Origin of the sequence: Pseudomonas poae, assembly GCF_001439785.1 — a bacterium.
Classification (GTDB): Bacteria; Pseudomonadota; Gammaproteobacteria; order Pseudomonadales; family Pseudomonadaceae; genus Aquipseudomonas; species Aquipseudomonas poae.
The window spans coordinates 277,390-301,389 of the sequence record NZ_JYLI01000001.1 but is presented as its reverse complement, the minus strand read 5'-3'; the positions used below and the strand labels follow the sequence as shown (position 1 = coordinate 301,389).

20 protein-coding genes are annotated in these 24,000 nt (G+C 60.7%); 7 read left to right on the top strand and 13 right to left on the bottom strand.

The genetic code is table 11. The features are described 5' to 3' along the window. Positions 1 to 41: 41 nt before the first annotated feature. Together zapE and TU75_RS01070 are read left to right on the top strand one after the other, a co-directional pair. On the top strand, positions 42 to 1,148 hold the full coding sequence (gene zapE, locus TU75_RS01075; protein ID WP_060547966.1) for a cell division protein ZapE: 1,107 nt from the start codon (positions 42 to 44) through the stop codon (positions 1,146 to 1,148). Between the two features lie 138 nt (positions 1,149 to 1,286). Beyond that, positions 1,287 to 1,778 (top strand): GNAT family N-acetyltransferase, encoded by a 492-nt coding sequence (locus TU75_RS01070; protein ID WP_003236386.1) that lies wholly within the window; start codon positions 1,287 to 1,289, stop codon positions 1,776 to 1,778. A 101-nt stretch (positions 1,779 to 1,879) separates the two neighbouring features. On the opposite strand, the gene TU75_RS01065 is transcribed toward TU75_RS01070, so the two are convergent. The 4 genes from TU75_RS01065 to TU75_RS27605 all read right to left on the bottom strand — a co-directional run bounded on the left by TU75_RS01065 (position 1,880) and on the right by TU75_RS27605 (position 6,666). After that, on the bottom strand, positions 1,880 to 2,089 hold the full coding sequence (locus TU75_RS01065) for a hypothetical protein (RefSeq protein ID WP_060547965.1): 210 nt from the start codon (positions 2,087 to 2,089) through the stop codon (positions 1,880 to 1,882). Positions 2,090 to 2,234: 145 nt separating this feature from the next. Continuing rightward, the gene (locus tag TU75_RS01060) at positions 2,235 to 4,472 is read right to left on the bottom strand and encodes a TonB-dependent siderophore receptor (protein WP_060547964.1); all 2,238 of its coding nucleotides are present in this window, start codon (positions 4,470 to 4,472) and stop codon (positions 2,235 to 2,237) included. A 121-nt stretch (positions 4,473 to 4,593) separates the two neighbouring features. Then, positions 4,594 to 6,336: a phosphoethanolamine transferase CptA gene (locus tag TU75_RS01055; protein WP_060547963.1), complete on the bottom strand. Its 1,743-nt coding sequence runs from the start codon at positions 6,334 to 6,336 to the stop codon at positions 4,594 to 4,596. Between the two features lie 153 nt (positions 6,337 to 6,489). Beyond that, complete coding sequence (locus TU75_RS27605) at positions 6,490 to 6,666, bottom strand: DUF6026 family protein (protein WP_256094252.1); 177 nt, start codon at positions 6,664 to 6,666, stop codon at positions 6,490 to 6,492. Between the two features lie 268 nt (positions 6,667 to 6,934). Here TU75_RS27605 and gnd point away from each other — a divergent pair, with 268 nt between their 5' ends. The 3 genes from gnd to TU75_RS01040 are packed head-to-tail and all read left to right on the top strand — an operon-like array spanning position 6,935 to position 10,268. Further along, positions 6,935 to 7,918, top strand: coding sequence for a phosphogluconate dehydrogenase (NAD(+)-dependent, decarboxylating) (gene gnd, locus TU75_RS01050; RefSeq protein ID WP_003236376.1), 984 nt, complete (start codon positions 6,935 to 6,937; stop codon positions 7,916 to 7,918). Further along, complete coding sequence (zwf, locus tag TU75_RS01045; protein WP_003236374.1) at positions 7,915 to 9,438, top strand: glucose-6-phosphate dehydrogenase; 1,524 nt, start codon at positions 7,915 to 7,917, stop codon at positions 9,436 to 9,438. Before gnd ends, zwf begins: the two co-directional genes overlap by 4 nt. Next, on the top strand, positions 9,435 to 10,268 hold the full coding sequence (locus TU75_RS01040; protein WP_060547962.1) for a Cof-type HAD-IIB family hydrolase: 834 nt from the start codon (positions 9,435 to 9,437) through the stop codon (positions 10,266 to 10,268). Before zwf ends, TU75_RS01040 begins: the two co-directional genes overlap by 4 nt. A gap of 54 nt (positions 10,269 to 10,322) precedes the next feature. Here TU75_RS01040 and TU75_RS01035 read toward each other — a convergent pair whose 3' ends face one another. Then, a complete protein-coding gene (locus tag TU75_RS01035; protein ID WP_003236370.1) occupies positions 10,323 to 10,583 on the bottom strand; it encodes a hypothetical protein in 261 nt (86 codons plus the stop codon). 277 nt (positions 10,584 to 10,860) lie between these two features. Here TU75_RS01035 and TU75_RS01030 point away from each other — a divergent pair, with 277 nt between their 5' ends. Then, positions 10,861 to 12,186, top strand: coding sequence for a sigma-54 dependent transcriptional regulator (locus TU75_RS01030; RefSeq protein WP_060547961.1), 1,326 nt, complete (start codon positions 10,861 to 10,863; stop codon positions 12,184 to 12,186). Between the two features lie 240 nt (positions 12,187 to 12,426). Here the strand turns inward: TU75_RS01030 and TU75_RS01025 are convergent, their stop codons facing one another. From TU75_RS01025 to TU75_RS00995, 7 genes are all read right to left on the bottom strand, one after another. After that, positions 12,427 to 13,737 (bottom strand): hypothetical protein, encoded by a 1,311-nt coding sequence (locus tag TU75_RS01025; RefSeq protein ID WP_015372235.1) that lies wholly within the window; start codon positions 13,735 to 13,737, stop codon positions 12,427 to 12,429. Positions 13,738 to 13,789: 52 nt separating this feature from the next. Then, positions 13,790 to 14,539 carry a hypothetical protein gene (locus TU75_RS01020; RefSeq protein ID WP_060547960.1) on the bottom strand — a complete coding sequence of 250 codons (750 nt, stop codon included), beginning with the start codon at positions 14,537 to 14,539 and terminating at the stop codon, positions 13,790 to 13,792. Positions 14,540 to 14,576: 37 nt separating this feature from the next. Further along, positions 14,577 to 15,254 (bottom strand): C39 family peptidase, encoded by a 678-nt coding sequence (locus TU75_RS01015; RefSeq protein ID WP_060547959.1) that lies wholly within the window; start codon positions 15,252 to 15,254, stop codon positions 14,577 to 14,579. Between the two features lie 61 nt (positions 15,255 to 15,315). Further along, positions 15,316 to 15,999, bottom strand: coding sequence for a hypothetical protein (locus tag TU75_RS01010; protein ID WP_003236359.1), 684 nt, complete (start codon positions 15,997 to 15,999; stop codon positions 15,316 to 15,318). Between the two features lie 67 nt (positions 16,000 to 16,066). After that, positions 16,067 to 16,633, bottom strand: coding sequence for a hypothetical protein (locus TU75_RS01005; protein WP_060547958.1), 567 nt, complete (start codon positions 16,631 to 16,633; stop codon positions 16,067 to 16,069). Continuing rightward, the gene (locus tag TU75_RS01000) at positions 16,630 to 17,085 is read right to left on the bottom strand and encodes a hypothetical protein (RefSeq protein ID WP_060547957.1); all 456 of its coding nucleotides are present in this window, start codon (positions 17,083 to 17,085) and stop codon (positions 16,630 to 16,632) included. Before TU75_RS01000 ends, TU75_RS01005 begins: the two co-directional genes overlap by 4 nt. Positions 17,086 to 17,404: 319 nt before the next feature. Then, positions 17,405 to 18,400 carry a FecR family protein gene (locus TU75_RS00995; RefSeq protein WP_060547956.1) on the bottom strand — a complete coding sequence of 332 codons (996 nt, stop codon included), beginning with the start codon at positions 18,398 to 18,400 and terminating at the stop codon, positions 17,405 to 17,407. A gap of 153 nt (positions 18,401 to 18,553) precedes the next feature. Between TU75_RS00995 and TU75_RS00990 the strand changes: the two genes are divergently transcribed. Then, on the top strand, positions 18,554 to 18,823 hold the full coding sequence (locus tag TU75_RS00990; RefSeq protein WP_003236351.1) for a PepSY domain-containing protein: 270 nt from the start codon (positions 18,554 to 18,556) through the stop codon (positions 18,821 to 18,823). Between the two features lie 19 nt (positions 18,824 to 18,842). On the opposite strand, the gene TU75_RS00985 is transcribed toward TU75_RS00990, so the two are convergent. After that, positions 18,843 to 23,981: a dermonecrotic toxin domain-containing protein gene (locus TU75_RS00985; RefSeq protein ID WP_060547955.1), complete on the bottom strand. Its 5,139-nt coding sequence runs from the start codon at positions 23,979 to 23,981 to the stop codon at positions 18,843 to 18,845. Positions 23,982 to 24,000: the final 19 nt, after the last annotated feature.

Sequence of the window (24,000 nt, the reverse complement as noted above, 5' to 3'; positions counted from 1 at the left end):
CATAGAACAGGCAAACTCCGGTGTGGTCAGGGCAGGTATCCATGACGTTCGAATCGCCCCTGGCGTCCTACCAACACGCCATTGCCGAAGAGGGCTTCGTCTCCGATGAAGCCCAGCGCCGGGCGGTCGGGGCGCTGCAGGCCTGCCATGAGGCCTTGCACCAGGGCCGCGCGCCGATCACTGGCGTGTACCTCTGGGGCCCGGTGGGCCGTGGCAAGACCTGGCTGATGGACCGGTTTTACCAAAGCCTGCGGGTGCCTGCGCGGCGTCAGCACTTCCATCACTTCATGGGCTGGGTACATCAGCGCTCGTTTCAGCTCACCGGCATTCCCGATCCCTTGCAGGCGCTGGCCCGGGAACTCAGCCAGGCTGTGCGGGTACTGTGTTTCGATGAGTTGTTCGTCAATGACATTGGCGATGCGATCATTCTTGGCCGTCTGTTTCAGGTGATGTTCGAGCACGGCGTGGTAGTGGTGTGCACTTCCAACCAGCCGCCTGACCAGTTGTACGCCGGTGGCTTCAACCGTGAGCGTTTCCTGCCGGGCATTGCGGCGATCAAGCAGCATATGCAGGTGGTGGCCGTGGACGGCGGCGAGGATCATCGTTTGCACCCTGGCGTGGAGGTGCAGCGCTACTGGGTGAATCAGGCTGATGCGCTGGCGGCGGTGTTCCAGGCATTGAGCGACGTGCCAGCATCCGGCGGTGGGGCGATCAGCGTCGGGCATCGTTCGATCGTGACAGTGCAGGCCAGTGACACGGTGCTGTGGTGCCGCTATGCCGACCTGTGCGAGCAACCTCTGGCCGCGATGGACTTCATGCTGTTGTGTGACCGTTTCAAAGCAATTCTGCTGGGCGAGGTGCCCAGCCTCAGCGCACAACAGCGTCCGGGGCGCATTGCACGAGGCACTGAAGATGCCGCCATGCGCGTGGCGGCGGGGGATCGCGAACTGCCGCAGTTGTCGGTGCACGACGATAGCGTGCGTCGCTTCATTGCCCTGGTGGATGAGTGCTATGACCGCAAGGTGCCGCTGTTCATTGAGGCGAAGGTGCCGCTGGAGCGTCTTTATACCGAAGGTTATCTGGCGTTTCCGTTTCGACGGACGCTGAGCCGACTGCAGGAGATGCAATGGCAGCGTTTTGGCCTATGACAGATTTTTCGCTGCGCAACCTTCGCTTGTTCTTACATGCCTTTGTAGTAAATCTCCTTCATCCGCTGCTGACTCCGCGCTTACAATCGATGCCCTCAAAGGGAGCCGATTCCCTTGCTGTCGTGATCGAGGAAGCTGATGGACACCCCTGACATCCTGGTGCTGCAAGCCAGTTACACCAATCCTGTGCACGCCGAGGCGATTGCGCTGGTACTCAACCATTACGCCGAACACCCCATGGGCGGTGGGCACAGCCTGCCCGCCGACCTGCTGCAACAATTGCCGGCCGAACTGGCCAAACGCCCCCATGCTTTCAGCGTGCTGGCGTTTGTGGGCGGTGAGCCTGCCGGTCTGGTCAATTGTTTTGAAGGTTTTTCCACCTTTGCCTGCCGCCCGCTGGTCAACGTCCACGATGTGGCGGTGATGGAAGCGTTTCGCGGCCTGGGGTTGAGTCAGAAGATGCTGCAAAAGGTCGAGGAAATCGCTCGTCAGCGTGGCTGCTGCAAGATCACTCTGGAAGTGCTGGAAGGCAATGAAGTGGCACAGTCGGCCTATCGAAAGTTTGGCTTCGATGATTCAATGTTCGATCCGGCCAATGGCCGCATGCTGTTCTGGAATAAACCGCTTTAATAAATAAGTGGCAAAAAAAGGGCGCCATTAAATGGCGCCCAATAAACCGCTTGCCAAAGGAGCACAGTGGTAACGGGTAGTGCAGATTAACTAAACGTTAATTAAATGTTTGGCTGCTGTTGTTCGTCGGTATCGGCTTTTAATGTCCTGCCGTCAGCGGAAGCGGTTTGATCGGCGGTGCCTTGGGTCTTTTGTTGCATAAAGGCGAAGTCCTCATAGAACTGCCTCAAGCGCTCCGAGCCGCCCTCTGCAAAGGCGGCGGCAGAGGTCAGGGTCATCAGGCTGGCCAGCATCAAGGTCGACAGTTTCATTGCGGTATTCCCATTAAGAGTGATCGTTATTCGTTCGGTCCCTGAGCGAAGTCATGGGGCGATTGTGGGACGATTCAATTAAGTGGAAATTAACGCGAGAAACATTTAAACACTAACGGTGTTGTTAACTTTGCCGGCGCCGGGCTCAGAGTTTCCAGTCCATCGCCAACGTGATCGAACGTGGGTCGCCCCAATGCACACCGTTATAAAAGCCAACGCGTTCATAGTATTTTTTATCAAATAGATTATTGACGTTAAGCGACGCCGAAACGTGCTCGTTGAACTGGTAGCGGGACATCAGGTTAACCAACGAGTAAGCCTGCTGAGTGATCTTCGCTCGCGTGGTGATGCGATTGCCCTGAGCGTCGCGCTCGCCGGTCGGCCTGTTGCTCCAGGCGTAGGTCTCGCTCTGCCAGTTGAAGGCACCCCCGACCGTCAACTGGCGCCACGCGCCCGGCAGCCGATACGCACTTGACAGCCGCAGCAGGTTCAACGGTTGCTCGCTGTTATTGCGGCGGTCCTCGCCGTTCACCGAATGCGTGTAGGTGTAGCCCGCAGTGATGTTCCAGTCGGGCATCACTTCACCGGCCAGTTCCACTTCGAACCCGCGTACCTTGTTGCCCTTGCCGCCTGATGTATAAAACGACTCTTTGGTTCTCGGATCCGGCGGCACCGAGTCGTCGAGCTCCGCGACGTTGTCCTGGGTGCTCCAGAAGTACGCGGTGGCGAGATTCAGGCGCTCATTGAGCAGGCTGCCTTTGAGGCCCACTTCATAATTGCTGCCGACGATGGGTTCCAAGTATTTGCGGTTGGCATCGCGCGCGTCCTGGGGTTTGAAAATATCGGTGTAGCTCGCGTAGACCGTGTACTCCGGGGTCAGGTCATAAAGCAGGCCGGCGTAGGGCGTCCACATATCGTTGTGGGTCTGCCGGGTTTTGTCGGACTTGATCCATTGGTCATTGGCGTCGTACTGAGGGGAGGACGTTTCGATTTCCCAACTGCCGTAACGGCTGCCCAGTACCGCATGCAGGCGGTCGGTGAGGCTCAATCGCGTGGCCAGGTAGCCGGCTTGCTGCTGCTTGCGGCTGTGCTCCCCCTTGAGGCCGGTTGTCACATCGGCGAACTTGCCGATGCCACCCATGTGTTTCCAGTCCTGGATGGTGCGGTAGTCGCCCTCTATCAGGTCGCGTTGATGCGGGGAGGCGTCCCTCTGCTGGGATTGGCCGTAGCCCATCATCACTTCATGCCGACGACCCAGCAGTGAATAGGTGCCGGACAGGTTGAAGTCAAACACGTCCATCCTCGAGGTGCCCACCATGCGACTGGTCCAGGCCTCCATGCCGCTGCGATCTGCATTCGGGAAGCCTGCGCCGCCGTAGTACACCTTGCCGTCCGTGTCGCTTTGCCGATGGGTGTAGGCGGCTTTGACGCGCCAGTCGCCGCCGAGCCGGTGATCGAGGGTGGCGAAGGTGGTCTTGTCGGTCAGCGGCCAGGAGCTCCAGTGCGCAGCCATGTTGGTGGAGCGTGACAACCCGGCCTTGCCGCCCTGGCTGTTCCAGTAAGGCACGGTGCCCCAGGAGGTGCCTTGCACCTGTTTGTCCTGGTAGTCATAGCCCACCGCAAGCACCGTGTCGTCACTCAGGTCGCCTTCCAGAATGCCGTAACCCACGATGCGCTCCAGCCTGTAGTTGTCACGGTGTGATTGACTGTCGCGGTAGGCCAGCACGCCGCGCCCGCGCAGCCTGCCGTCAAAGGCCAGCGGGCCGCCCACGTCCACGTAGCTGTGGTAGTTGTCATAACTGCCGGCACTCACCCCGGCTTTAGCCTGCCATTGGTCGGTCGGACGCTTGCGCACCATGTTGATGGTGGCCGAGGGGTCGCCCGCGCCCGTGGTCAAGCCGGTGGCGCCGCGTACCACCTCGATTCGGTCGTAAATGATGGTGTCGGCATCGGACTTCATGTAGCCGAAGGTATTGAGCATCCCGTCGACTTGGAAGTTGGTGATGCCATAGCCGCGTGCAGAGTAGGCGGGGCGGTCCGAGTCATAGTGCTGCACCACGACGCCGGTGGTCTGGCGCAACGCTTCGGTCAGGGTGTTGAGGTTGAAGTCGTCCATCTGCTGGCGGGTGACCACCGAGACCGATTGCGGGGTTTCCTTGATGGACAGGTTCAGGCGCGTGGCGGTGCTCATGGCCCCGGTGGTGTAGGCACCGGTGTGCTCGGTATTGGTGCCCGGGTCCTCGGCGGTGACGCTGATGGCGGCCAGTTCGAGTGCTGTGGGCGACGCTTGCTCGGGATCGGTTTCAGCCAGCAGCTCAGGGCTGAGCACGCTGCCGAAGAGGCCGAGGGTGAGGGTGATGGAGCGGGTGAAGGGCGAAAGCATTGCGGCAGACTCCTTTTTTCTTTGTAGCCTTTTCGATAAAAAAGGCCTTGGCTCAAAGACGAAAGGAGTCGCGCAACTTTAGGTTTAAACGAGAATGATTGTTATCTTCTTGTTTCAGAGGCTACTTGAGCACCACCTCGTTCGGCTCGGTCTTCTTCGGCTTGATCAGGCTGAAGTCGATCAAGCCCTTTTGCTTGGTCTCGTAGGGATTGCCGATCATCAGCGGGCGTGGCGTAAAGCTGTCACTCACCAGGCTTTTGCTGTGGTCCCATTCGTCGAAGCTCAGCCCGGCCAGATCGGCCCAGGTGTGAATCAACTGTGAGCTGCTGTAAGGGCGTTGCAGGTCGCCGGCAAAATTCCAGTTGTGGCTTTCGCGCCATTTGGGCGAGGCGTAAGCCATGAACGGAATGGTGTACATCGGCGCGGTCGGCTTTGCTTCGTTGCGACCCAGTGTGCTGTGGCCTGCGGAGTCGAACACGTCTTCGCCATGGTCCGACAGGTACAACAAGAAGCCATTGGGATCGCTCTTGGCGTAGTCCTTGATCAGGCTCGACACCACGAAGTCGTTGTACAGCACCGCGTTGTCGTAGCTGTTGTACGTGGGCAACTGGGCATCGCTGACACCCTTGGGCACGCCCTGGCGGTCGGTGAACTTGTCAAAGCTTGGCGGGTAGCGGTACTGGTAGCTCATGTGCGTACCCAGCAGATGCACCACGATGAACTTGCGCTCGGCACCGTCGGCCATGGCCTTGGCGAAGGGCTCCAGTACGTCGCCGTCGTACTGGCGGGCGTTCTGGTTGCGATTATTGTTGAGATACACCTGCTCGTCGGCCTGTTCGGAAAAGGTCGTGAGCATGGTGTTGCGCTTGGTCATGGTCTGCTGGTTGGTGATCCAGTAGGTCTTGTAGCCGGCCTGCTTCATCACGCTGACAATCGATGGGGTCTTGAGGTACAGGTCGGGGTTTTCTTCGTCGGCGAAGGTCAGCACCTGTTGCAGCGCCTCGATGGTGTAGGGGCGCGGGGTGATGACGTTGTCGAACACCGCCAATTGATCACGCAGCTTGTCGAGTTCCGGCGTGGTGTTGCGCGGGTAGCCGTAGAGGCTCATGCGCTGGCGATTGGTCGACTCGCCGATGACCAGCACCAGGGTCGACGGCTGGCCGGCGTTGTTGTCCTTGAGGTTTTTCAGCGGTGGGATCTGGCTGGCGCTGGTGAGCATGCCCTGCATGTTATCCAGTTGTTCGGTGTAACGACGGTAGGCCACGATCATCTGCCACGGTACGGCCGGCTCGATGCGGGTTTCAAAACGGTCGATGGCCTGTTCCATGTTGTCGCTGGTGGCGATCTGCTTGACCAGCGGGTAACCGACCACCGCCAGCACGATGGCAGCGGCCGCCAGCATCGACTGCCCGCGCGGCAGATACACCGGGCGCAGGCGGGTCCACAAAAACACGGCGAAGGCGGTATGGGCGATAAACGCCAGCACGATCCACCAGGCGAAATATTGGGTCGCGTACTCGCCGGCTTCAGAGATGTTCGATTCGAACATGATGAAGATGACGCTCTGGGAAAATTCCTGCTGGTAAATGAAGAAATAACCCAGGCTGGCCATGGAACATGCCCACAGCACCACACCGATCAAGGCTGCCAGCAGGCGCGTGCGGCGCGGGAACAGCAGCATCGGCGCCAGCCACAGCGCACTCATGAAGAAGGCCTGGCGGAACCCGCTGAAGCCGGAAGTGCCGGTCAGCTGGATCAGCAGTTGGGTAATACCCGAGAAGTACCAGAAGAACAGAAACAGCCAACCGAAGCCGGCCCAATCAAAGCCTTTCGCAGACGCAGTGCCGCGCTTGAACATCGCCATCCAACACTCCAACCCAATTATTTTCAGCTGGCGCGCAGGAACGCGCGCAAACAGAGGCCGCCCTTGCATGGGGCAGCCCTTCGGGCGGGGAGTATCGGGGAGAGCGTGTGAAAACTTTGTCAGCGATCTGTAAGCATTATCTTACAGCGCGATTCAGCACAGCGCGGGGCGGGCGGCGGAGGTCTGTTCCAGCTGGCCTTGCAGATGCGAGCGCAAACGCAGGACTTCCTGCTGCAATTGATCGCGTTCGTCCTTCAACTGGCGCAATTCATCGCGACGGATGCTGACGTAGAGAGTCTGTGGCGGACGGGACATCTGTGCTGTGCTCATTGCTTGCCTCGCAAATAGCCGGTAGATCGCGGTGCCGGAACGCAGAATTGGAGTTCTCGGCATCAGTCGGAAGCAATTCTGAATTCTTTTTCACACCAATGGAACTTTTTTATTTTTGGCGGTCGTGTGACTTTTGCTGCCGTGATGGTGAAACGCTGGCATCTTTTTTAGCATGAAACTCCAGGTATCCGCTCTGGACTAACCCTCATTAGCCTCATTGCGCTATAAACTATGTCACACATTTTTTAGCAGTTAGGAGCATCAGCACATGCAACTGGGGATTATTGGACTAGGCCGCATGGGCGGTAACATTGCGCGGCGCCTGATGCTCAATGGGCATACCACCGTTGTTTACGACCGTAACGAAGCATTCGTCAAAGGCTTGAGCGAGGAGGGCGCCACGGGTGTCGCCGACGTGAAAGCCCTGGTGGCCGGGCTGCAGAAGCCTCGCGCCGTGTGGGTCATGTTGCCGGCAGGCGACCCGACCGAAGACACTATCAATGAGTTGAGCGAGCTGCTCGAAGACGGTGATGTGATCATCGACGGCGGCAATACCAACTACAAGGACGACGTGCGCCGTGGCAAGGCCCTGGCGGAAAAGGGTCTGCATTATGTGGACGTGGGCACCTCGGGCGGCGTTTGGGGCCTGGAGCGCGGCTATTGCATGATGATCGGCGGCGACGTCGAGACCGTGCAGCGCCTCGACCCGATCTTCAAAAGCCTGGCCCCGGGCGTTGGCAACATCCCGCGTACCAAGGACCGTTCCGCCAGCGCCGATCCACGCGCCGAGCACGGCTATATCCACGCCGGGCCTGCGGGCGCCGGGCATTTCGTCAAGATGATCCACAACGGCATCGAGTACGGGATGATGCAAGCGTTCGCCGAAGGCTTTGACATCCTCAAGACCAAGAACTCGGACAATCTGCCCCAGGATCAGCGCTTTGACCTCAACGTGGCTGACATCGCTGAAGTCTGGCGCCGGGGCAGCGTGGTGTCGTCGTGGTTGCTGGACCTGACCGCCGACGCACTGGCTACTGACCCGAAGCTCGACGGTTACTCGGGTTCCGTTGCCGACAGCGGCGAAGGCCGTTGGACCATCGAAGCCGCCATGGAACAGGCCGTGCCGGTTCCGGTGCTGTCCACCTCGCTGTTCGCGCGCTTCCGCTCGCGTCAGCAAAGTACCTACGGCGACAAAATGCTCTCTGCCATGCGCTTCGGCTTTGGTGGTCACGTGGAGACTTCCAAAAAATGACCGCCAACGGCAAGAAACCAGAGGCCGAACCCGCACCGCCCACGACATTGTTCCTGTTCGGCGCCCATGGCGACCTGGTCAAGCGCCTGCTGATGCCGGCGTTGTACAACCTCAGCCGTGACGGCTTGCTGGGCGATGGTCTGCGCATTGTCGGCGTTGATCACAACGCCATCAGTGACGCCGACTTCGCCAAGAAGCTCGAGGATTTCATTCGCACCGAAGCCGCGAGCAAGGTCAAGGGCAATGCCGAGCATGCCCTCGACCCCGAGCTGTGGGCGCAGTTGGCCAAAGGCATCAGCTACGTCGAGGGCGACTTCCTCGACGACAGCACCTACGCCGACATCGGCAAGAAAATCGCCGAGAGCGGCACCGGCAATGCGGTGTTCTACCTGGCCACTGCACCGCGCTTCTTCAGTGAAGTGGTGCAGCGCCTGGGCAGCGCCGGTTTGTTGACGGAAACCGACGAGAGCTTTCGCCGCGTGGTCATCGAGAAGCCGTTCGGCTCCGACCTGGCCACTGCCGAAGCGCTTAACGCGTGCCTGCTCAAGGTGATGAGCGAGAAGCAGATCTATCGCATCGATCATTACCTGGGCAAGGAGACGGTGCAGAACATCCTGATCAGCCGTTTTTCCAACGTGCTGTTCGAAGCGTTCTGGAACAACCATTACATCGACCACGTGCAGATCACCGCCGCCGAGACCGTCGGCGTGGAAACGCGGGGTAATTTCTTCGAGAAAACCGGCACCCTGCGCGACATGGTGCCCAACCACCTGTTCCAGTTGCTGGCGATGGTCGCCATGGAACCGCCAGCGGCCTTCGGTGCCGACGCGGTACGCGGTGAAAAGGCCAAGGTGATCGGCGCCGTGCGGCCCTGGTCGCTGGAAGATGCGCGGGCCAACTCTGTGCGCGGGCAGTACACCGCTGGCGAAATCGGCGGCAAGTCGCTGCCCGGCTATCGCGAAGAAGACAACGTGGCGCCCGACAGCAGCACCGAGACCTTTGTCGCCCTCAAGGTGATGATCGACAACTGGCGCTGGGTCGGCGTGCCGTTCTATCTGCGCACCGGCAAGCGCATGAGCGTGCGTGACACCGAAATCGTGATCTGCTTCAAGCCTGCGCCCTACGCGCAGTTTCGCGACACCGACGTGGATGAACTCAAGCCCACCTACCTGAAAATCCAGATCCAGCCCAACGAGGGTATGTGGTTCGACTTGCTGGCGAAAAAGCCCGGCCCGACCCTGGACATGGCCAACATCAAGCTGGGCTTTGCCTACAAGGACTTCTTCGAGATGCAGCCGTCGACCGGGTACGAAACCCTGATCTACGACTGCATGACCGGCGACCAGACCCTGTTCCAGCGGGCCGACAACATCGAAAACGGCTGGCGTGCGGTGCAGCCGTTCCTCGACGCATGGCAGCAGGACGACGGCATCCAGACGTACAAGGCGGGCGAGGACGGCCCCGCCGCCTCCGATGCACTGCTGGCCCGCGACGGTCGCACCTGGCACCGCCTCGGATGAGTGACGCCGCGATCCATCCCATCCGTTTTATCCTGAGTGACGTGGACGGCACCTTGCTGCATCCGGACCACCGCCTCAGCCAGCGCACCGCCGATGCGGTGCGGGCGCTGCGCGAGGCCGGGGTGTTTTTCAGCCTGGCCAGTGGCCGACCGCCCAAGGCCATGCATCACCTGATCGAGGCCTTCGGCATTGATGTGCCAGTGGCGGGCTTCAACGGCGGCACGCTGATCAACCCCGATGGCAGCATCCTGGTTGCCCACCACTTGCCGGCGGAGGCGGCGCTGATTGCCCTGGCGCTGTTCTCGGCCGAGCCGGACGTGGAGGTCTGGGTATTCGCCGACGGTGACTGGTTGCGGCGTGATCCGCCCGGGCCAATGGAGCCGCGCGAGGCCCAAGGGCTGGGCTATGGCCTCATCGTGGTGGAGAGTTTCGAGCCGTATCTGGATCGGGTCGACAAGATTGTCGCGGCCAGCAACAACACCCGATTGCTGGTGGAGCTGGAAGCGCAGTTGCATCCCAAGGTAGAAGGTCTGGCCCAGGTGTCGCGTTCGCAACCGGTTTACCTGGATGTGACGGCGATGCTGGCCAACAAGGGTGAGGCCTTGAAGACCCTGGCGGCCCACCTTGGGGTGCCGCTTGCGCAAACCGCCGCCATCGGCGACGGCGGCAATGACCCGGCCATGTTTCATGTGGCCGGGTTGTCGATTGCCATGGGCCAGGCCGAGGAAACCGTCAAACACCAGGCCACTGTCGTCACCGGCAGCAATCTGGAAGACGGCGCGGCGGAAGCGTTCGAACGCTTTATTCTCGCGCCACGCTCACTGTCCTGAAAAAGCGCAACGGGCGATCACTGGGTGCAGTGATCGCCCGTCAAGTGCGTCGTCTTACTTGGGCATCGCCCAGGATTGCAACTGATAGCCATGTTCGTCGAGTTCGGCGCGGGCCTGCAGCAACAGATCTTCCAGTTGCGCAGGATCAGTGTAAGCGCTCGACGACAGCTGCCGGCTGCCGATGCGGGTGTTGGTGCGGTCGATGACGCTCAGGCTGAGGGCGCCAACGCCGTCATGCCAGGCCACGCACTGAAAGGGCTGGAAGGCACGGTCTGCGATCAAAAGAGCTTCGTTGATGCGGAGCGGGGCGTTCATGTAAGTCTTCTCTCTGTATGCCCATTCAAGTCAGCACCGGCGGTTGGGCTGACCGTGCGGTGGGTTACTTGTACTGATGCACGATGCCCGGGTATGGGTCACATACTGACGTAATTAATTTTTACGGCGAGGTGCTGTGCAGGCGAAGGATGGCTTTTTGCCCGCACTTATAGCGAAATGTTACATAGCGTTCGTCAATAAATTGATAGCCTGTGATCAGGCGTCCCAACCCCTTGTTTATAAATAAAATTAACAATTTTGACGCCAAGGAATAGTCATGATTGTTACACCTGTTCAGCGACGCTTGCTTGTGGTTGACCCCTGTGAAGATTGTCACGGCCTGCTGCCCGGTTTGCGCGCCGCCGGCTGGGACGTGGACAGCTGCGCGCTGGAAGCGGTAGGCGACCGCTCCTGTGATATCGGCTTGTTGCGTTTGCAGCCGTATCACCTGGAGCGGCCCGAAGCCGTCAAGGAACTGATCAGCCGCAGCGGCACCGAGTGGATTGCCGTGCTCGATCAAGACGTGTTGCGCCTGCAGAACGTTGGCGATTTTGTCTGTGAGTGGTTTTTCGACTTCCATACCCTGCCGTTCGATGTGTCGCGGGTGCAGGTCATCCTCGGCCGTGCGTTCGGCATGGCGCGCCTGCGCGGCAAGGGCAACACGCCGGTGGACGGACCCGAGCACGAATTGCTCGGTGACAGCCGGGCGATCCGCGAACTGCGCAAATTGTTATCGAAGTTGGCGCCCACCGAGTCCCCGGTGCTGATTCGCGGTGACAGCGGCACCGGCAAGGAACTGGTCGCCAAAACCCTGCACCGCCAATCCCAGCGGCATGCCAGGCCATTCGTGGCGATCAACTGCGGCGCGATCCCCGAGCACCTGATCCAGTCCGAACTGTTCGGCCATGAAAAAGGTGCGTTTACCGGCGCCCATCAGCGCAAGATCGGCCGCATCGAAGCCGCGAATGGCGGCACCCTGTTTCTCGATGAAATCGGCGACCTGCCGATGGAACTGCAAGCGAACCTGCTGCGTTTTCTTCAGGAAAAGCAGGTCGAGCGCGTCGGTGGCAGCCAGCCGATCCCGGTGGATGTGCGGGTATTGGCGGCAACCCACGTCGACCTCGAAGCGGCGGTGGCCAAGGGCACTTTTCGCGAAGACCTGTATTACCGCCTGAACGTGCTGCAAGTGGCCACTGCGCCGCTGCGCGAACGGCACGGTGACGTCGCGATGCTGGCCAACCACTTTTCGCGCTTCTACAGTCAGGAAACCGGCCGCCGCCCGCGCAGTTTCAGCGAAGAGGCGCTGGTTGCCATGGGGCAGCATCCCTGGCCGGGCAACGTGCGTGAACTGGCCAACCGCGTACGCCGAGGCCTGGTGCTTGCCGAAGGCCGCCAGATCGAGGCCACCGACCTCGGCTTGCTGGGCAAGCGGGCAGTGTCGCCAGCCATGGCCACCCTGGAAGACTACAAGCACCGCGCCGAACGCCAGGCGTTATGCGACGTGCTCAACCGGCACAGCGATAATCTGAGCATTGCCGCACGGGTGCTGGGCATTTCCCGGCCTACGTTTTACCGGTTATTGCACAAGCACCAGATTCGCTAGGCCTAGCCCACTCCACGTCCAAACCCTGAGGCTAGCGGGCTTGTCGCGGTTAAGCGGGTTTTCCGTAGCGAGCGGGCTTGCCCCGCGTTGGGGTGCGAAGCGCCCCCACTCCAGCAAAACGCGGTGTACCTGATACGGCTCAGGGCCTGGTTTTGGGGCTGCTGCGCAGCCCAACGCAGGACAAGCCTGCTCGCCACAGGGGTGAGAGGTTGTGGCTAACAGAAGCCACAATTGCTGCTATCAGAAGTAATACGGAAATTTCAGGCTGAACGTAAAGTCCGGCGCATCGTCTGTCATGCCGATCGCGAGGTTCGGCACGATGGTCAGGTTATCCGAGGCCGCAATCGTCATGCCCACGTTGAAATAGCCCGCGTTGGCATCGCTGGACACCACCGACTGCCAATCCTGCCCGCTCTGCTTGACCTTGCTTTTGCGCTGTATCACGTCGGACACCGAGAACGACATGCTCATCTTCTCGTTCAACGCGAACGCCACGCCCACGCCGAACTGGAAGCTGTCGCCCAGTTGGATCTTGCCGGGGACTTTCTGGTTGACGTTGGGGCTGATGTCGCTGAACGAGTCTTCGAAGTTATGGGTGTAGGACAGCGAACCGAACAGCACCGCCGGATCGAAGGTCTTGACCAGCGAGATGCCGGGTGTCACTGACCACACGCCATTGCCGGTGGGCAGGCTCTCCGGAATGGCGAGGTTGTCGTTGCCCGGTTTCGGGATCAGCTTGATGCCATACGGGTCTGCCCCGGTCGGGGCCTTGACCCGCACCGACACCACCGCATCGGGTAGGTGGGCGCTTTCGTCGAGGAACTTGTAGGAGACGCCGGCGTTGACATCGCCGATGGTCGGGTCGCGGGTCACCGAGCCTTCCGACATGGCGGTGGAGCTGCCGCCGGCGCCGCCCGACTGGTAGGTGGATTCGCGGTACACCACCGGCACGTTCAGGTCGAACTGCCAGCGGTTGTCCAGGTTGTAGCGCCCGGTCAGGTCCAGGGTCCAACTGTCCGACTTGATGCGGTCCAGGTTGATATTGCCGAGGAAGATCGAGTCCAGCGCGAGAAAGCCGTTGAGGGACAATTGGCGTGCATCGTAGCGCGCGTAAGTGATGCCGGTTTCCAGACTGAACCTGCCGTTGCCGAAAAATCCACTGGCTTCGTTGTACAGGTTGCTCACACTTTGCGCCGGGGCCGAGTCGTCCTTGAGGTTTTGCCCGTAGGAACTGCCACCGCCCGCGCCGCCGGAGGCCGCCGCCGCACCCACGCCTGGCGTATGGCCGGCCACGGTGGCGCCGCCTTTCTGGAAGTCGGCAGGGGATTTGGCCAAGCGTTTGGGGGCGGGTGTTGCGGGTTGATCTTCTACTTGCCTAACACGTTGCTCCAGTACGGCCAGTGCTTTTTGCTGCACTTCATAGCGTTGCTTGAGCTCCAGCAGTTCCTGTTTCAGTGTTTCGATATCAGCGTCCGGTGCGGCATAGAGCACGGAGGCGGGCAGGAGTGTACTCAAGCAAACCACGGCACGTAGTGATACAGATCGATGCATGAAATAAGCCGTCCCATTTTTTGATGCGAAAGTGTCGAAGGCTCAGCGAAGTTCAATAACCGGAGGGGCGAAGGCCCTTGAGTTGATCCAGGTTGAGGTTCTGCGTGACGTTGTTAAAACCGTTGTTGCCCATGACCACATTGAGTTGGGTCAGGTTGTTTACGGCATTGCCGTTGCCTTGAATGACGGTGCCTTGCAGCACGTTGCCGGCGCCGATCTGTTGCACGACATTGCCCTGGTTGCTGCTGGCCTGGAGCGCCATTTGCAGCCCGCCATTGTTCGCGCTCACTGTCACCTGGCCTGCCGCCGTGCCACCGGTAACCGGTTGGCCCGCCAGCAACGCCTGACCGGACTGCGCGTAGTTGGCCGGGGCCAATCCGTTCTTGCTCACATTGATATCCACGCCGTTGGTGGCCGTGTTGCCGTCTCCGGCCGCGCGAACGCTCTGCACCACGCCCTGGCCGGTGCCCAGGCCCGCGCCACCTGTGACCGTGCCGCTGCCTTCAGGCTGCCTGCCGCCGCCCGTGCCATCGTTACCGGAGATCTGCACATAAAATTGCGGGGTGACGGTGGACGCATTGACCTGCATGGCCGCGCTGCCGGTCACGGTGGCGCCGGCGGCGTTGGTCCAGGTGCTGCTCATGACGATGCCAAAGCTGACAATGCGCCCCGGCATCACATAACGCCCGCGCAGGTCGGCCATTTCAGCGTCCTTGAGCTCGATCGGCTTGAACGCCGAGGACGCATGCGCCGGTGCAGCGGCGGCCAGGCAGATGACCGTCAACCAACGGAAAGTGTTCATCGTGTGCTCCTGGAGCGTCCTGCCCCTTATTGCGCTTCTAGAAGAAGTCGCTCTGGATAAAACCGAATTCCATCAATTCGCTGTCGCGTACCGGGCTGAACGCGTTGAACTGGTTCCTGGCGGTCAGCGGCACACGCGGGGTGAGCAGGGCGTTGGTCTTGTCATAACCTTCACCGATCACGGCGAACACGATGCCATTCCAGCCCTTGACGAAATCGTCCCTGGCGTAGCGCTTGTTGCCCAGGACCGGATCGCCGATGTACACCCACTCCTTGTCGGCCCGCTGCAACACCACAAAATGCTTGTAGCCGCGAATTTCCAGCAGGACCACGACCGGCACCTTCACGGTGATCAGCACGTCAGGAGCGATGCGATAGCCCTTGGCGCGCATGTTGATGCTTTCCAGGTAGCGCTTCATGTCGAGCATCGAGAAGCCCTGGGTGCGCACCAGCTCCTGGTCGGCGTTGACCAGCATGCCCTTGATGATGTGGTCTTCATCCACGTCCATCCAATAGGCCTGGCGCAGGATGGTCGCCAGTGCGGCGGCGCCGCAGCTGAAATCGGTTTTCTGTTCCACCAGGTTGGCGAACTTGCGCTCGCGGATGCTCTCGACCTTTTTGTACACCACCGCACCGTTGGGCATGACGACCGCCATTTGCCCCGCCCAGGTCGGGCCGGTGAGTGTGCACAGAAGGAAAAAAACAACGCGGCGCATGATCAGGTGACCTGTTGGACGCTGGAATGAAAGGGGCCTTGTTGCCAAGGCCCGATCTGCATCAGAAGCGAGTGATTGCTACGTTGTTCTGACCCTGGTTGTTGCTGCCCGACAGCACGTTGGAGTTCGACACGCCGGAGCTGTAGTTCAGCGAGTTGTTCACGCTGGCGTTGTTGGTGACCACCGACTTGGCGCCCCAGCCATGGCCGCTGCTCAGGTTCACGGTCAGGTTGCCCGACACATCCTGCACGCCGGACACAACGGCTGCGCCGCTGTCGCCATTGCCCGAAGCAATGGCAACGCTGTTGCTGCCCTGGTTGGAGGTGCCGGTGGCTGCGTTCAGCTGAATCACGCCGGAAGCATTGTTGCCGCTGCTGTTGAGCGAGGCATTGTTTTGCGAGCCGCCGTTGATGGCCACGTTGCCGCCGTTGGACTGCGCGGTGCCGGTGCTGGCGAACACGAAGTCAGCATCGCCGGAAACGATGGCCACGTCGTTCTTGCCCTGGTTGTTGTCACCGCTCAGCACGTTGCCGTTGGCCACGCCGCTGATGTGGTTGTAGGAGTCAGTGGTCGACGCGTTGTTTTCGGTTTTGTCGTTGAGGACGGTGTTGCCCTTGTTGCTCTGGCCGTCAACGGTGGTTGCAGCAGCGGTGGTAGGCGCGTGGTAACCGCCTGCCTGGGCTGCAACAGCCATGAGCGCAGCGAGAGCGAAAGCCAGTGGTTTGAGGGCTGTGGTGGTTTTCATGGTGTATCTCCTTGCTTCTAATTAGTGGTTTAAGTGTTGATACGGTCCGGCAGGCGGCTCAGCTCCATCAGTTGAGTCGCACGTTCAGGGTGTTAGCCACTCGGTTCCCCACCCCGGCGCTCTGGTTGACCTGTACCACTCCACGGCTGCCGGTGAAGGCCTGGTCGCTGGTAACGACCTGGCGGCTGCCAGTGGTAGAGGTCAATCCCGAGTCTGTTGCAAGCGCAACGGTCTGTTGCGACATGACGCTGTCGTCGATGCTTTGCGGGCCACTCGTGAGGCTGACGCGCACGGCATTGATCATCTGGTTCTGGGCCCCGGCCGACTGATTGACGCTCAGTGCACCGTTGCCTTGGCTGAAAGCGTTGCCCTGAATCGCAGCGTTGGCGTTCAGGGAGCGGTCGGCGGCGGCGCCGCTGATTTTTTGCGTGACGGACACAGTGGCCTGGGCGTTACGGCCCACGGCGATGGCGAGGTTGTTGCTCAGCTGTTGTTGGTCGCCGGCGGCCTGGTTGATCGAGACCATGCCGTTGTAGTGCTTGCCCGCGTTATCGATGGTTGCGTTGTTGCCGGTGGTGTCGGCCATGGCTGCCGAGCAGCCAAGCACGCTCAGAAGTATCCAGAAGCGATTCATTTCATCGCTCCGCCGATCATGCCGCCAAGGTTGCTCAGCGGTGCCAGGCCGCGTGAGACCGCGCCATTGACCGTCCCCGCGATGCCACCGCTGCCGCCGCCCTGGCCCGCTGCGCCGGCAACGCCGAGGCTGTTGCCGGCACCGATTGCGTTCAACCCGTTCAGGTCGCCATTGGGCATAACGCTGCGGGTAACGCTGGAGCCGCTGCTGATACCGGCGATGTCGTGGTCGCTGAGTTCGTTGGTGACGGCGCGCACTTGCCCGGATGGATTGGCATTGGCGGTGGTGGGGTAGGGGTCGACACCGCGTTCACGGCCTATTGCATAAGGTTGCACCTGCCGTGTGATCACCATCTCCCCTTCACCTGACGCCAGCACCGGCAGGCTTACGCCGGCACTCAGTGCGCAGCCAATCAGCAGGAGGCTCAGTGAGCCAAAATTGTGTGTGTCCACGGTGGCAGTCCCTAGTCTTCGCGCTGACCCTAAACAGCGCTGACAGGCATAGAGCAGAAGGCGTGCCGCTTTTTATTAGATGTTTATATTCAAAGGGTTAGCGTTTTTTGTGGGCAAAGTGATGGCATTGCTGTTTCAGGGGTGAAACAGGGGGCGGGCGATGAAGCAGAGCCCGTACCGCCTGCGAGCTGTATCAAGGATGAAACACTGCGCAGGGCACGACGACGAATCTGCTCAAGGTGGGCGATTGCAGGCGGGGAGGTGTTTCAAAAATGGACACGCGGGCCCACGCGGACCCGCAATGGCTGGCAAAAAAGGCTCAGCCCTTGGGGGCTTTACGCGGAATGGAATTGAGTACGGGGTTGCCGTCCTGGTTCTGGGTCAGGTAGACCGGCAGTACCTTGGGCAGGGAAGGGATGAGGTTGTTGACCTCATTGATGTTGTAGATGCCGCCAATGCGAATCGCCCCGGTGGGCGTATCGGCCAGCATCACCGGTTTGCTCAGGTAGCGATTGATCAAGGGCAGCGCATCGGCCAGGGCCAGGTTGTCGAGTACCAGCTTGCCCTGCCGCCAGGCCAGCGCCGAGTCATCCGGGTTGATCGCGCGGACCTTGGGGGTTGCATCGCCATGCTGATAGCTGGCCTGCATTCCCGGGGTCAGCGGCACACTGCCGTGCACCGTGTCGCTGGAAATCTTCACCGAGCCTTCGAGCAGCATCACCCGTACCTGGTCTTCATACTTCCACACGTTGAACTGGGTGCCCGTCACACGTACCCGGCCGTCGCCGGCCCGCAGGATAAAAGGGTGGGCGCTGTCATGGCTGACTTTGAAAAACGCTTCGCCTCTGTTCAGCGTCAGCCGGCGCTGGTCCTTGTAGTTGCTGTAGACCAGTTGCGTGCCCAGGTTCATTTCCACCTGGCTGCCGTCGCCCAGGGTGACCACGCGCACATCATGGGTTGTTTCGAAGCGTTCATAGGCGTTGGGTAGCCAGCCGGCTTCCCATCCGGTGAATGCCGCCAGCGGCAACGCCACCAGGCAAATCGCAGCGGCGACGGCATAGGCGCGCAACCGGCTGCGCGGTTTGAAGGGCACCAAGACAGGGCTGATTTCAGGGCGAGGCAGGTGCTCGGCAACGTCCCAGATCTCCAGCATGGCCGCGTATTCAAAGGCGTGCAGTGGATGAGCGTCATGCCAGCTCTGGAACGCCTGGCGCTCGGCGCCGGTGCAATCGGCCGCATGCAGGCGCATGCACCAATGCGCGGCGGCGTCGGTGATGGCGTCATATTCTGCTTCTGAAACGGAATCTTCGCTCATTGACTCATCCTGATTTCGCACATTCTAACCTCCCCGAGCGGACCGCGAGAACAGCATCATGGCGAATGCACATCAATTGGAACTTATTCTCGTTAGCGCGCACCTAAAAATCTCAGGACTTGAGTCTGTCTTTCCCACGATGGAGTAACCACTATGCTGAAGAAAACCCTCATCGCGCTGTGTGCAACGTCCGCCCTGCTGAGTGCAGGCGCCGCGCTGGCCGATAAGCCGGGCGCCGGCTGGATCCCGATCGAAAAAGCCATCGAGGTGGCCAAGACCAAGGCCGGCTATGTCGAAGTCTATGCGGCCGAAGCCGACGACAACGGCTATTGGGAAGTCAAGGGACGCAAGTCCGATGGTGTGGTGTATGAAGCCCGCATCGACGGCGCTTCGGGCAACGTGCTGCGCGACCAGAAAGACTGATACACCGCCGGGAGCCTGTTCAGGCTCCCGCATCCAACGCCCGGCCCAGGTGGGTGATCAGGTAGGTGATGGAATCGGCATTGGCCAGAATAGTGTCGATGCGTTTGTCCACATTGCTCATGAACACTGATCTGGCATCCTGCAACGTTCGTGCGCCGGTGGTGCTCAATACCTTGTCCTTGAGCGACGCACTCGAACTGCTTTTGCCGAAATCCTCCCACTGCTGACTGAATTCATCCCACGTCTTGAACAGCATCGAGGCCGGGGTCAGCGTCGACAGCGCGGTTTCCCGCAGGTCGGTCAGCGTGGTCTTGAGCCGCGTAGCCCCGCTGATGTTGACGTTGATCAGGTCCGCAAACGGTCGCATCGTGTCGAGGTAGGCCAGGTCTTCGGTGGCAGAAGTGATGTGGGTTATCTCGTGAATCAGGGTGGCCGCGCGTGCATGGGCGGCGATGTCGAACGGTGCGTTCAGGCGATTCTGATAGACGTCCAGCAGCGGATCGAAAAAGCGGTCCATCAGGTATATCTTGCGTTGCGCATCCGCAGGCAGGATGAACGCGCACGCATCCGACGGGTTGTAGCGGTCGGTGCCACTGACAAAACGCATCGAGTCGGGCGCGATCAGGCTGGGGTTGACCAGCTCATTGAGCACTTCATCGATGCGTCGTTCGATTCGCCCCAATTGGTCGGGGCTGAGGGCGACGACGCCGAACATATCGCCGAAAAACAGCCCCAGCCGGCTCAAGGGGTCGCGCGTAGGGGCGAAATGCACAATGTTGCGTTTGCAGGTCACGGTGTAATAGGTGGCGACATTCAGAGCCTCGTTGATGCAGCGCGCCTTCCAGCTCGATACGGCGTTGATTGCGCGCATGCCAATTGCCTCCACATTAATGCCTTGCTGCTCGACCGTTGGAGGATAGAAACGGTCGGCGAGACGGGTCAGGATTTTGCCGTAGCGCGGGTTGTGTCGGGTCAGGTCAAGCACCCACTCACCCTTGGCGTTGCGTTCTATCCAGGGGCCGCGATCCTCGCGGGTGCCCAAGCGCCAGTGATCACCGGCTTTGCTCACGGCGTATACCTTGCCTGCGGCGGGCACAAAATGGCGTGTTCCATACTTCTCTTTGTAGGTATGGGTCTGCGCATCCAGGTTCGCGGCGTCAAGCGCGACGTCGTGGGCTTCGAACGTCTTCAAACACGTGCGCGCGGGGTCCGTCACGGCGTAGGTGTCCAGCGTCATCGCCTTGGGCGAAGGGGGCGACGGCCACGGCGACGGCGACGGCGGCTGTTGGGCCGCAGACGCATCGGGCAAAACCGTTTCCAATTCACCGCGCAAGGCGGCCAGTTCGGCCACGCCGGCGATAAAGCTCTTGAGTGCACGTGTCCAGCGATGTTGTTGAAGGTCTTCGGCCGAGGTTTTGAACAACGCATAGCTGCGCCACACGACGAGGGGGTAGGCAAGCTTGCCCGCCATGAACATCAAGCCCCTGGGGATTTCCTCGGTCAGCAGGCTGCTGATTGCGTCCCACAGGTGTTGCCCCGATGCCGTGAATTGACAGGTGAGCATGCGATTGAGCATCTCACGGTTGTCGTCGAACAAGCGGTGCAGCAGGTTGCCGCTGACAGACGACGTACCCAGACGAATTTCCGAGTTTGGCCGACGTAGCAGGTTGCGATAGGTGGCCTGATGCACCGTCTGCATTTGGCCGATTACCCAGTCCTGCAGTGCGCCGGGCGAGGTGAACTCATGCAGCAGCTCGCTTTCATTCTTGTACGCTTTCAACACATGCCGGGGGCTATAGGGCGCGTACAGCACCAAGGGGTCGTCGGCTTCGGCACCGATCAGGTAGCAGCCCAGGGCCGTCACCACGGAGGCGCCTTTGGTGGCGATCAGCTCCAGCGGTCGAACCAGTGCCTTCACACCGCTGACGGCGGCACGGGCCACGGCGTCGGGCATATCGAAGGCTTGCTGGATCAGGCGCCAGGCTGCATCCGACAGGCGTTCATCAAGCTTTTGTTCGTGGGCGTACTGCAACAGTTGCCACGGCATTTGCCGGCAGAACAGCTGGCGGCGCTCGCGGGTGTCGTCGGTGTCGCCATTCAGGTGGGTGCCGAGCAAGCTCTGGTAGAGGCTCTTCACATCCACCTGCCGCACCAACTGCACCACAGCGTTTCCATCCAGCGTGGCCGGCAGTGGTGTGGCAGAGCGCGACGTTGCGCGGATATCCTCGGCGCGCAATTGCGGCAGGTGGCGCAGGGCGAAGTCGGTAAGGCTCTGGGTGTGGCCGCGAAGCTCGATGCGCGGTGCGATCAGCACGTGTTCCGGGTCTACCGTCTGCTCGGGAAAGCGCGCCGCGAGCAGGGTTTTCAAAGTGCTTGCGACCTTGTCACGCAGGGGCGTGATGCCGTGCAGATAGTCGCGTTCCTGCGGCGCGCTCAGGCAGTACTGTTCGAGCAGTTCCACATGCAGGCGCTGGTCTGCCTGCGCGGCCATGCCAAGCCAGACCGGCAAGGCCTGCTGATTGATCAGGCTGCGGGCGATGTTGATGGCGCGGCCCAGGTTGGACGGCGGTGCGCGGTGGATCAACGCGTCCATGCAATCCTGGAAGCGTTGTGCACTCAGCCCCATCGAGAGCAGGTGGTCGATCTCGTCCAGCACAAGACGGCTGTACGTCCGTTGGCGGTCGTTGAGCAGGTGATCGTCGATACGCTGCAGCGGGCCGAGGGTAAAACGCTGATGGGGCGCGCGCTTGGACGGGGGCAGGTGCTCGACCAACAGCAAGCGGTCATGCGCATCCTGCAATCGTCGGTCCAGGCTGTCGCGCAAGGTTTTGACCGAGGTAAAGCCCTCATAGCCGCGTCCCGGCGTCCACAGCACCGCCGCACCGGAATGCTCGGGGTCGATGCCGCCGCGCTCGGTCATTACAAAACAGTTGGCCAGGGGCACGGTGTGTGTGCCGACGTTCAGGCTCAGCCCGCAGGCGTCCGGGATAAAGCCGTTCAGGCCATGCCGCGTCAGCCGGGTCATGCTCTCGTTGTTGAGCACACTGCCGAGCAGGGCCAGGTGTGTCGGGGCCAGAGTCGCGGACAGGCGCCTGAGTTGCGCTTCGCCGCTCAACCCCTCGAACAGACCCTGGGCCAGACGTGGTCGATTGTTTTCGATCAGCAGGTGGGGGAGTGCGCGCAGGTCATTGTCGACAAAACTGCCCAGCACCTTGTCGATGACCGTATTAAAGCTGGCGACTGTCAGATTGGGCAATTTCAACGCGATGAGCACTTCAGGCTTGCCATAAAACCCGCGCATCGCCGACGCGGTCAGGGCGTCGGCCTGGCGGGCCAGGCGTGCGATAAAGTACTCGACCATGCCCTGAGAGGTTTCAGGCACGCGAGTCTCGCGTTCTTGCGCCGCCGTTTTGTAGGTATTGAGATAGACGTCATTGGCTTTCAGGTGCGTGTGCCCCTTGGCCAGTTCTGCGTCCAGCGCATGGGCGGCCAGATCGCGTAGCGTCACCTGTTTGCTGCGCTCCAGGGCCAGCGCATCATGCATCACACGCAGCCGTCCGAGCTGCAGCCTGGCGTGCTCCGCCAGCACCGTGCTCGGTCGTCCGTTGCCGCTGGTAACGGGGTGCACGCTCCAATGTCCTTCGGCGTTCTGCTCCAGCAGTCGGCTGTCGAGCATGGCGCGAATGTCCAGCGCGGTGTCGAGCAGGGCGCCCAGGTTGATGGCGCCGGCGCTGCGTCGATACAGACCCAGCGCATGCTCAAGGTTGCTGAACTGTTTGGCGGCGATGTCCTCGATCATGTCCTGAAAGACGTCACCGGCGACGGGCTTGCCGGTGACTTGCACCTGATCCATGCCGATAAACACGCTGCGCTCATCCAGCGACAGAAAGTTGAACAGCTCGTCTTCATGTCCGGCCGTCTTGAGCATGGCCTGCAGCATCGTCTTCAGTTCCTCCAGATTCCCGAGTACCTGCAAACCTCGCGATTGGGTATACAAATAAGCGTGCGAGTTGCTGATCAGCAGGGTGCTGGCCAGTTCGACGTAGTGTTGGTAGGGCGCGTGAACCTGAACCTTTTCAATACTCAGGGTGCTGGCGTAGGCCGTGCGCGCGGCCTGGTCCGCAAGGAATATCGCGCGCAGCGTCTGGCTTTCTTCAGTGCTCACGATCAGATCCAGATGCTTGAACAGCAAGTCGACGCGAAACTTGTCACTGATCACTTGGGCAAAAAACCGCAGGCGTGACTGACCCTCGCGGTAGTCTTCATGCCAGTAGGTCTGCAGCAGGCTGTGCAACAACGCCGAGAGGGTGCCGCTGGTTTGCGCGACCAGGCTGTCCCAGTCCTGCTGGTCTTTGGCCTGTTGCTGTACGGTGTGGTGGCTGGCATCGTGGCCCGGATTGGCGAACGTACGGCTCTGGTCCGTTGGCCAGCCCTGCCTGACGTAAAACTGCAGCAACGCCTCGCGCAGGGGCATGGAGGCACCCAGCCGATGTTCTTCATCGGTGGCGACTTTGCCGAGAAAGTCCACCCGGGTGTCGCTCTGGTCAAGGCTGGGGAAGTAACGCCGGGCCATGATGTTGAGCAGCGTGTCGAGCATCCAGCGCAGGGTGGGAACCTTGCGCAACTGATCGAGCAGGGCGACGACGTTTTTTTGCTGGGCGTCGAGAATACCTTGGCGCTGGTCCTCCATCACTGCGCCGGGAACGGCGGCCGTGTTCACCGTCAGCGTGTCCTCGCTCGGCAAGGCATCTCGTTCTTCGATGGCCAAAAATTGCAGCAGCTCTGTGCGCTGGTCGGGCTGTTTGAGGCGTTCCTCTACGGCCTCAAGCAGGTCGGCCCGGCTGTCGAACAACTCCAGGCCGCCATAGGGCGTGAAGAGCACGGCTTTTGCCTCGTCAGGCGTCGGGCTCATGATGAAGGCGCCGGCCAGCACTATCGCCGGTTTGCCGCTGATAGCCACCAGCAGCCGTTCCACCTTCATTGGGTGACCGCGTGCTTCCTTGTTCTGGCGCGCCGCGTCCGTGGCGTAATACAGCGTCAGCAGCCAATCCAGGTCCTTGACCGAAAACCCCAGGGTGCGCTCGCGCTCTGAGGGGGTCTTGCGACTGACCGGTCGTTGAAGCTCATCGAAAAAGTAAGGCGGGTTCACTTGGGCCATGGCGCACGTTCCATCTGCA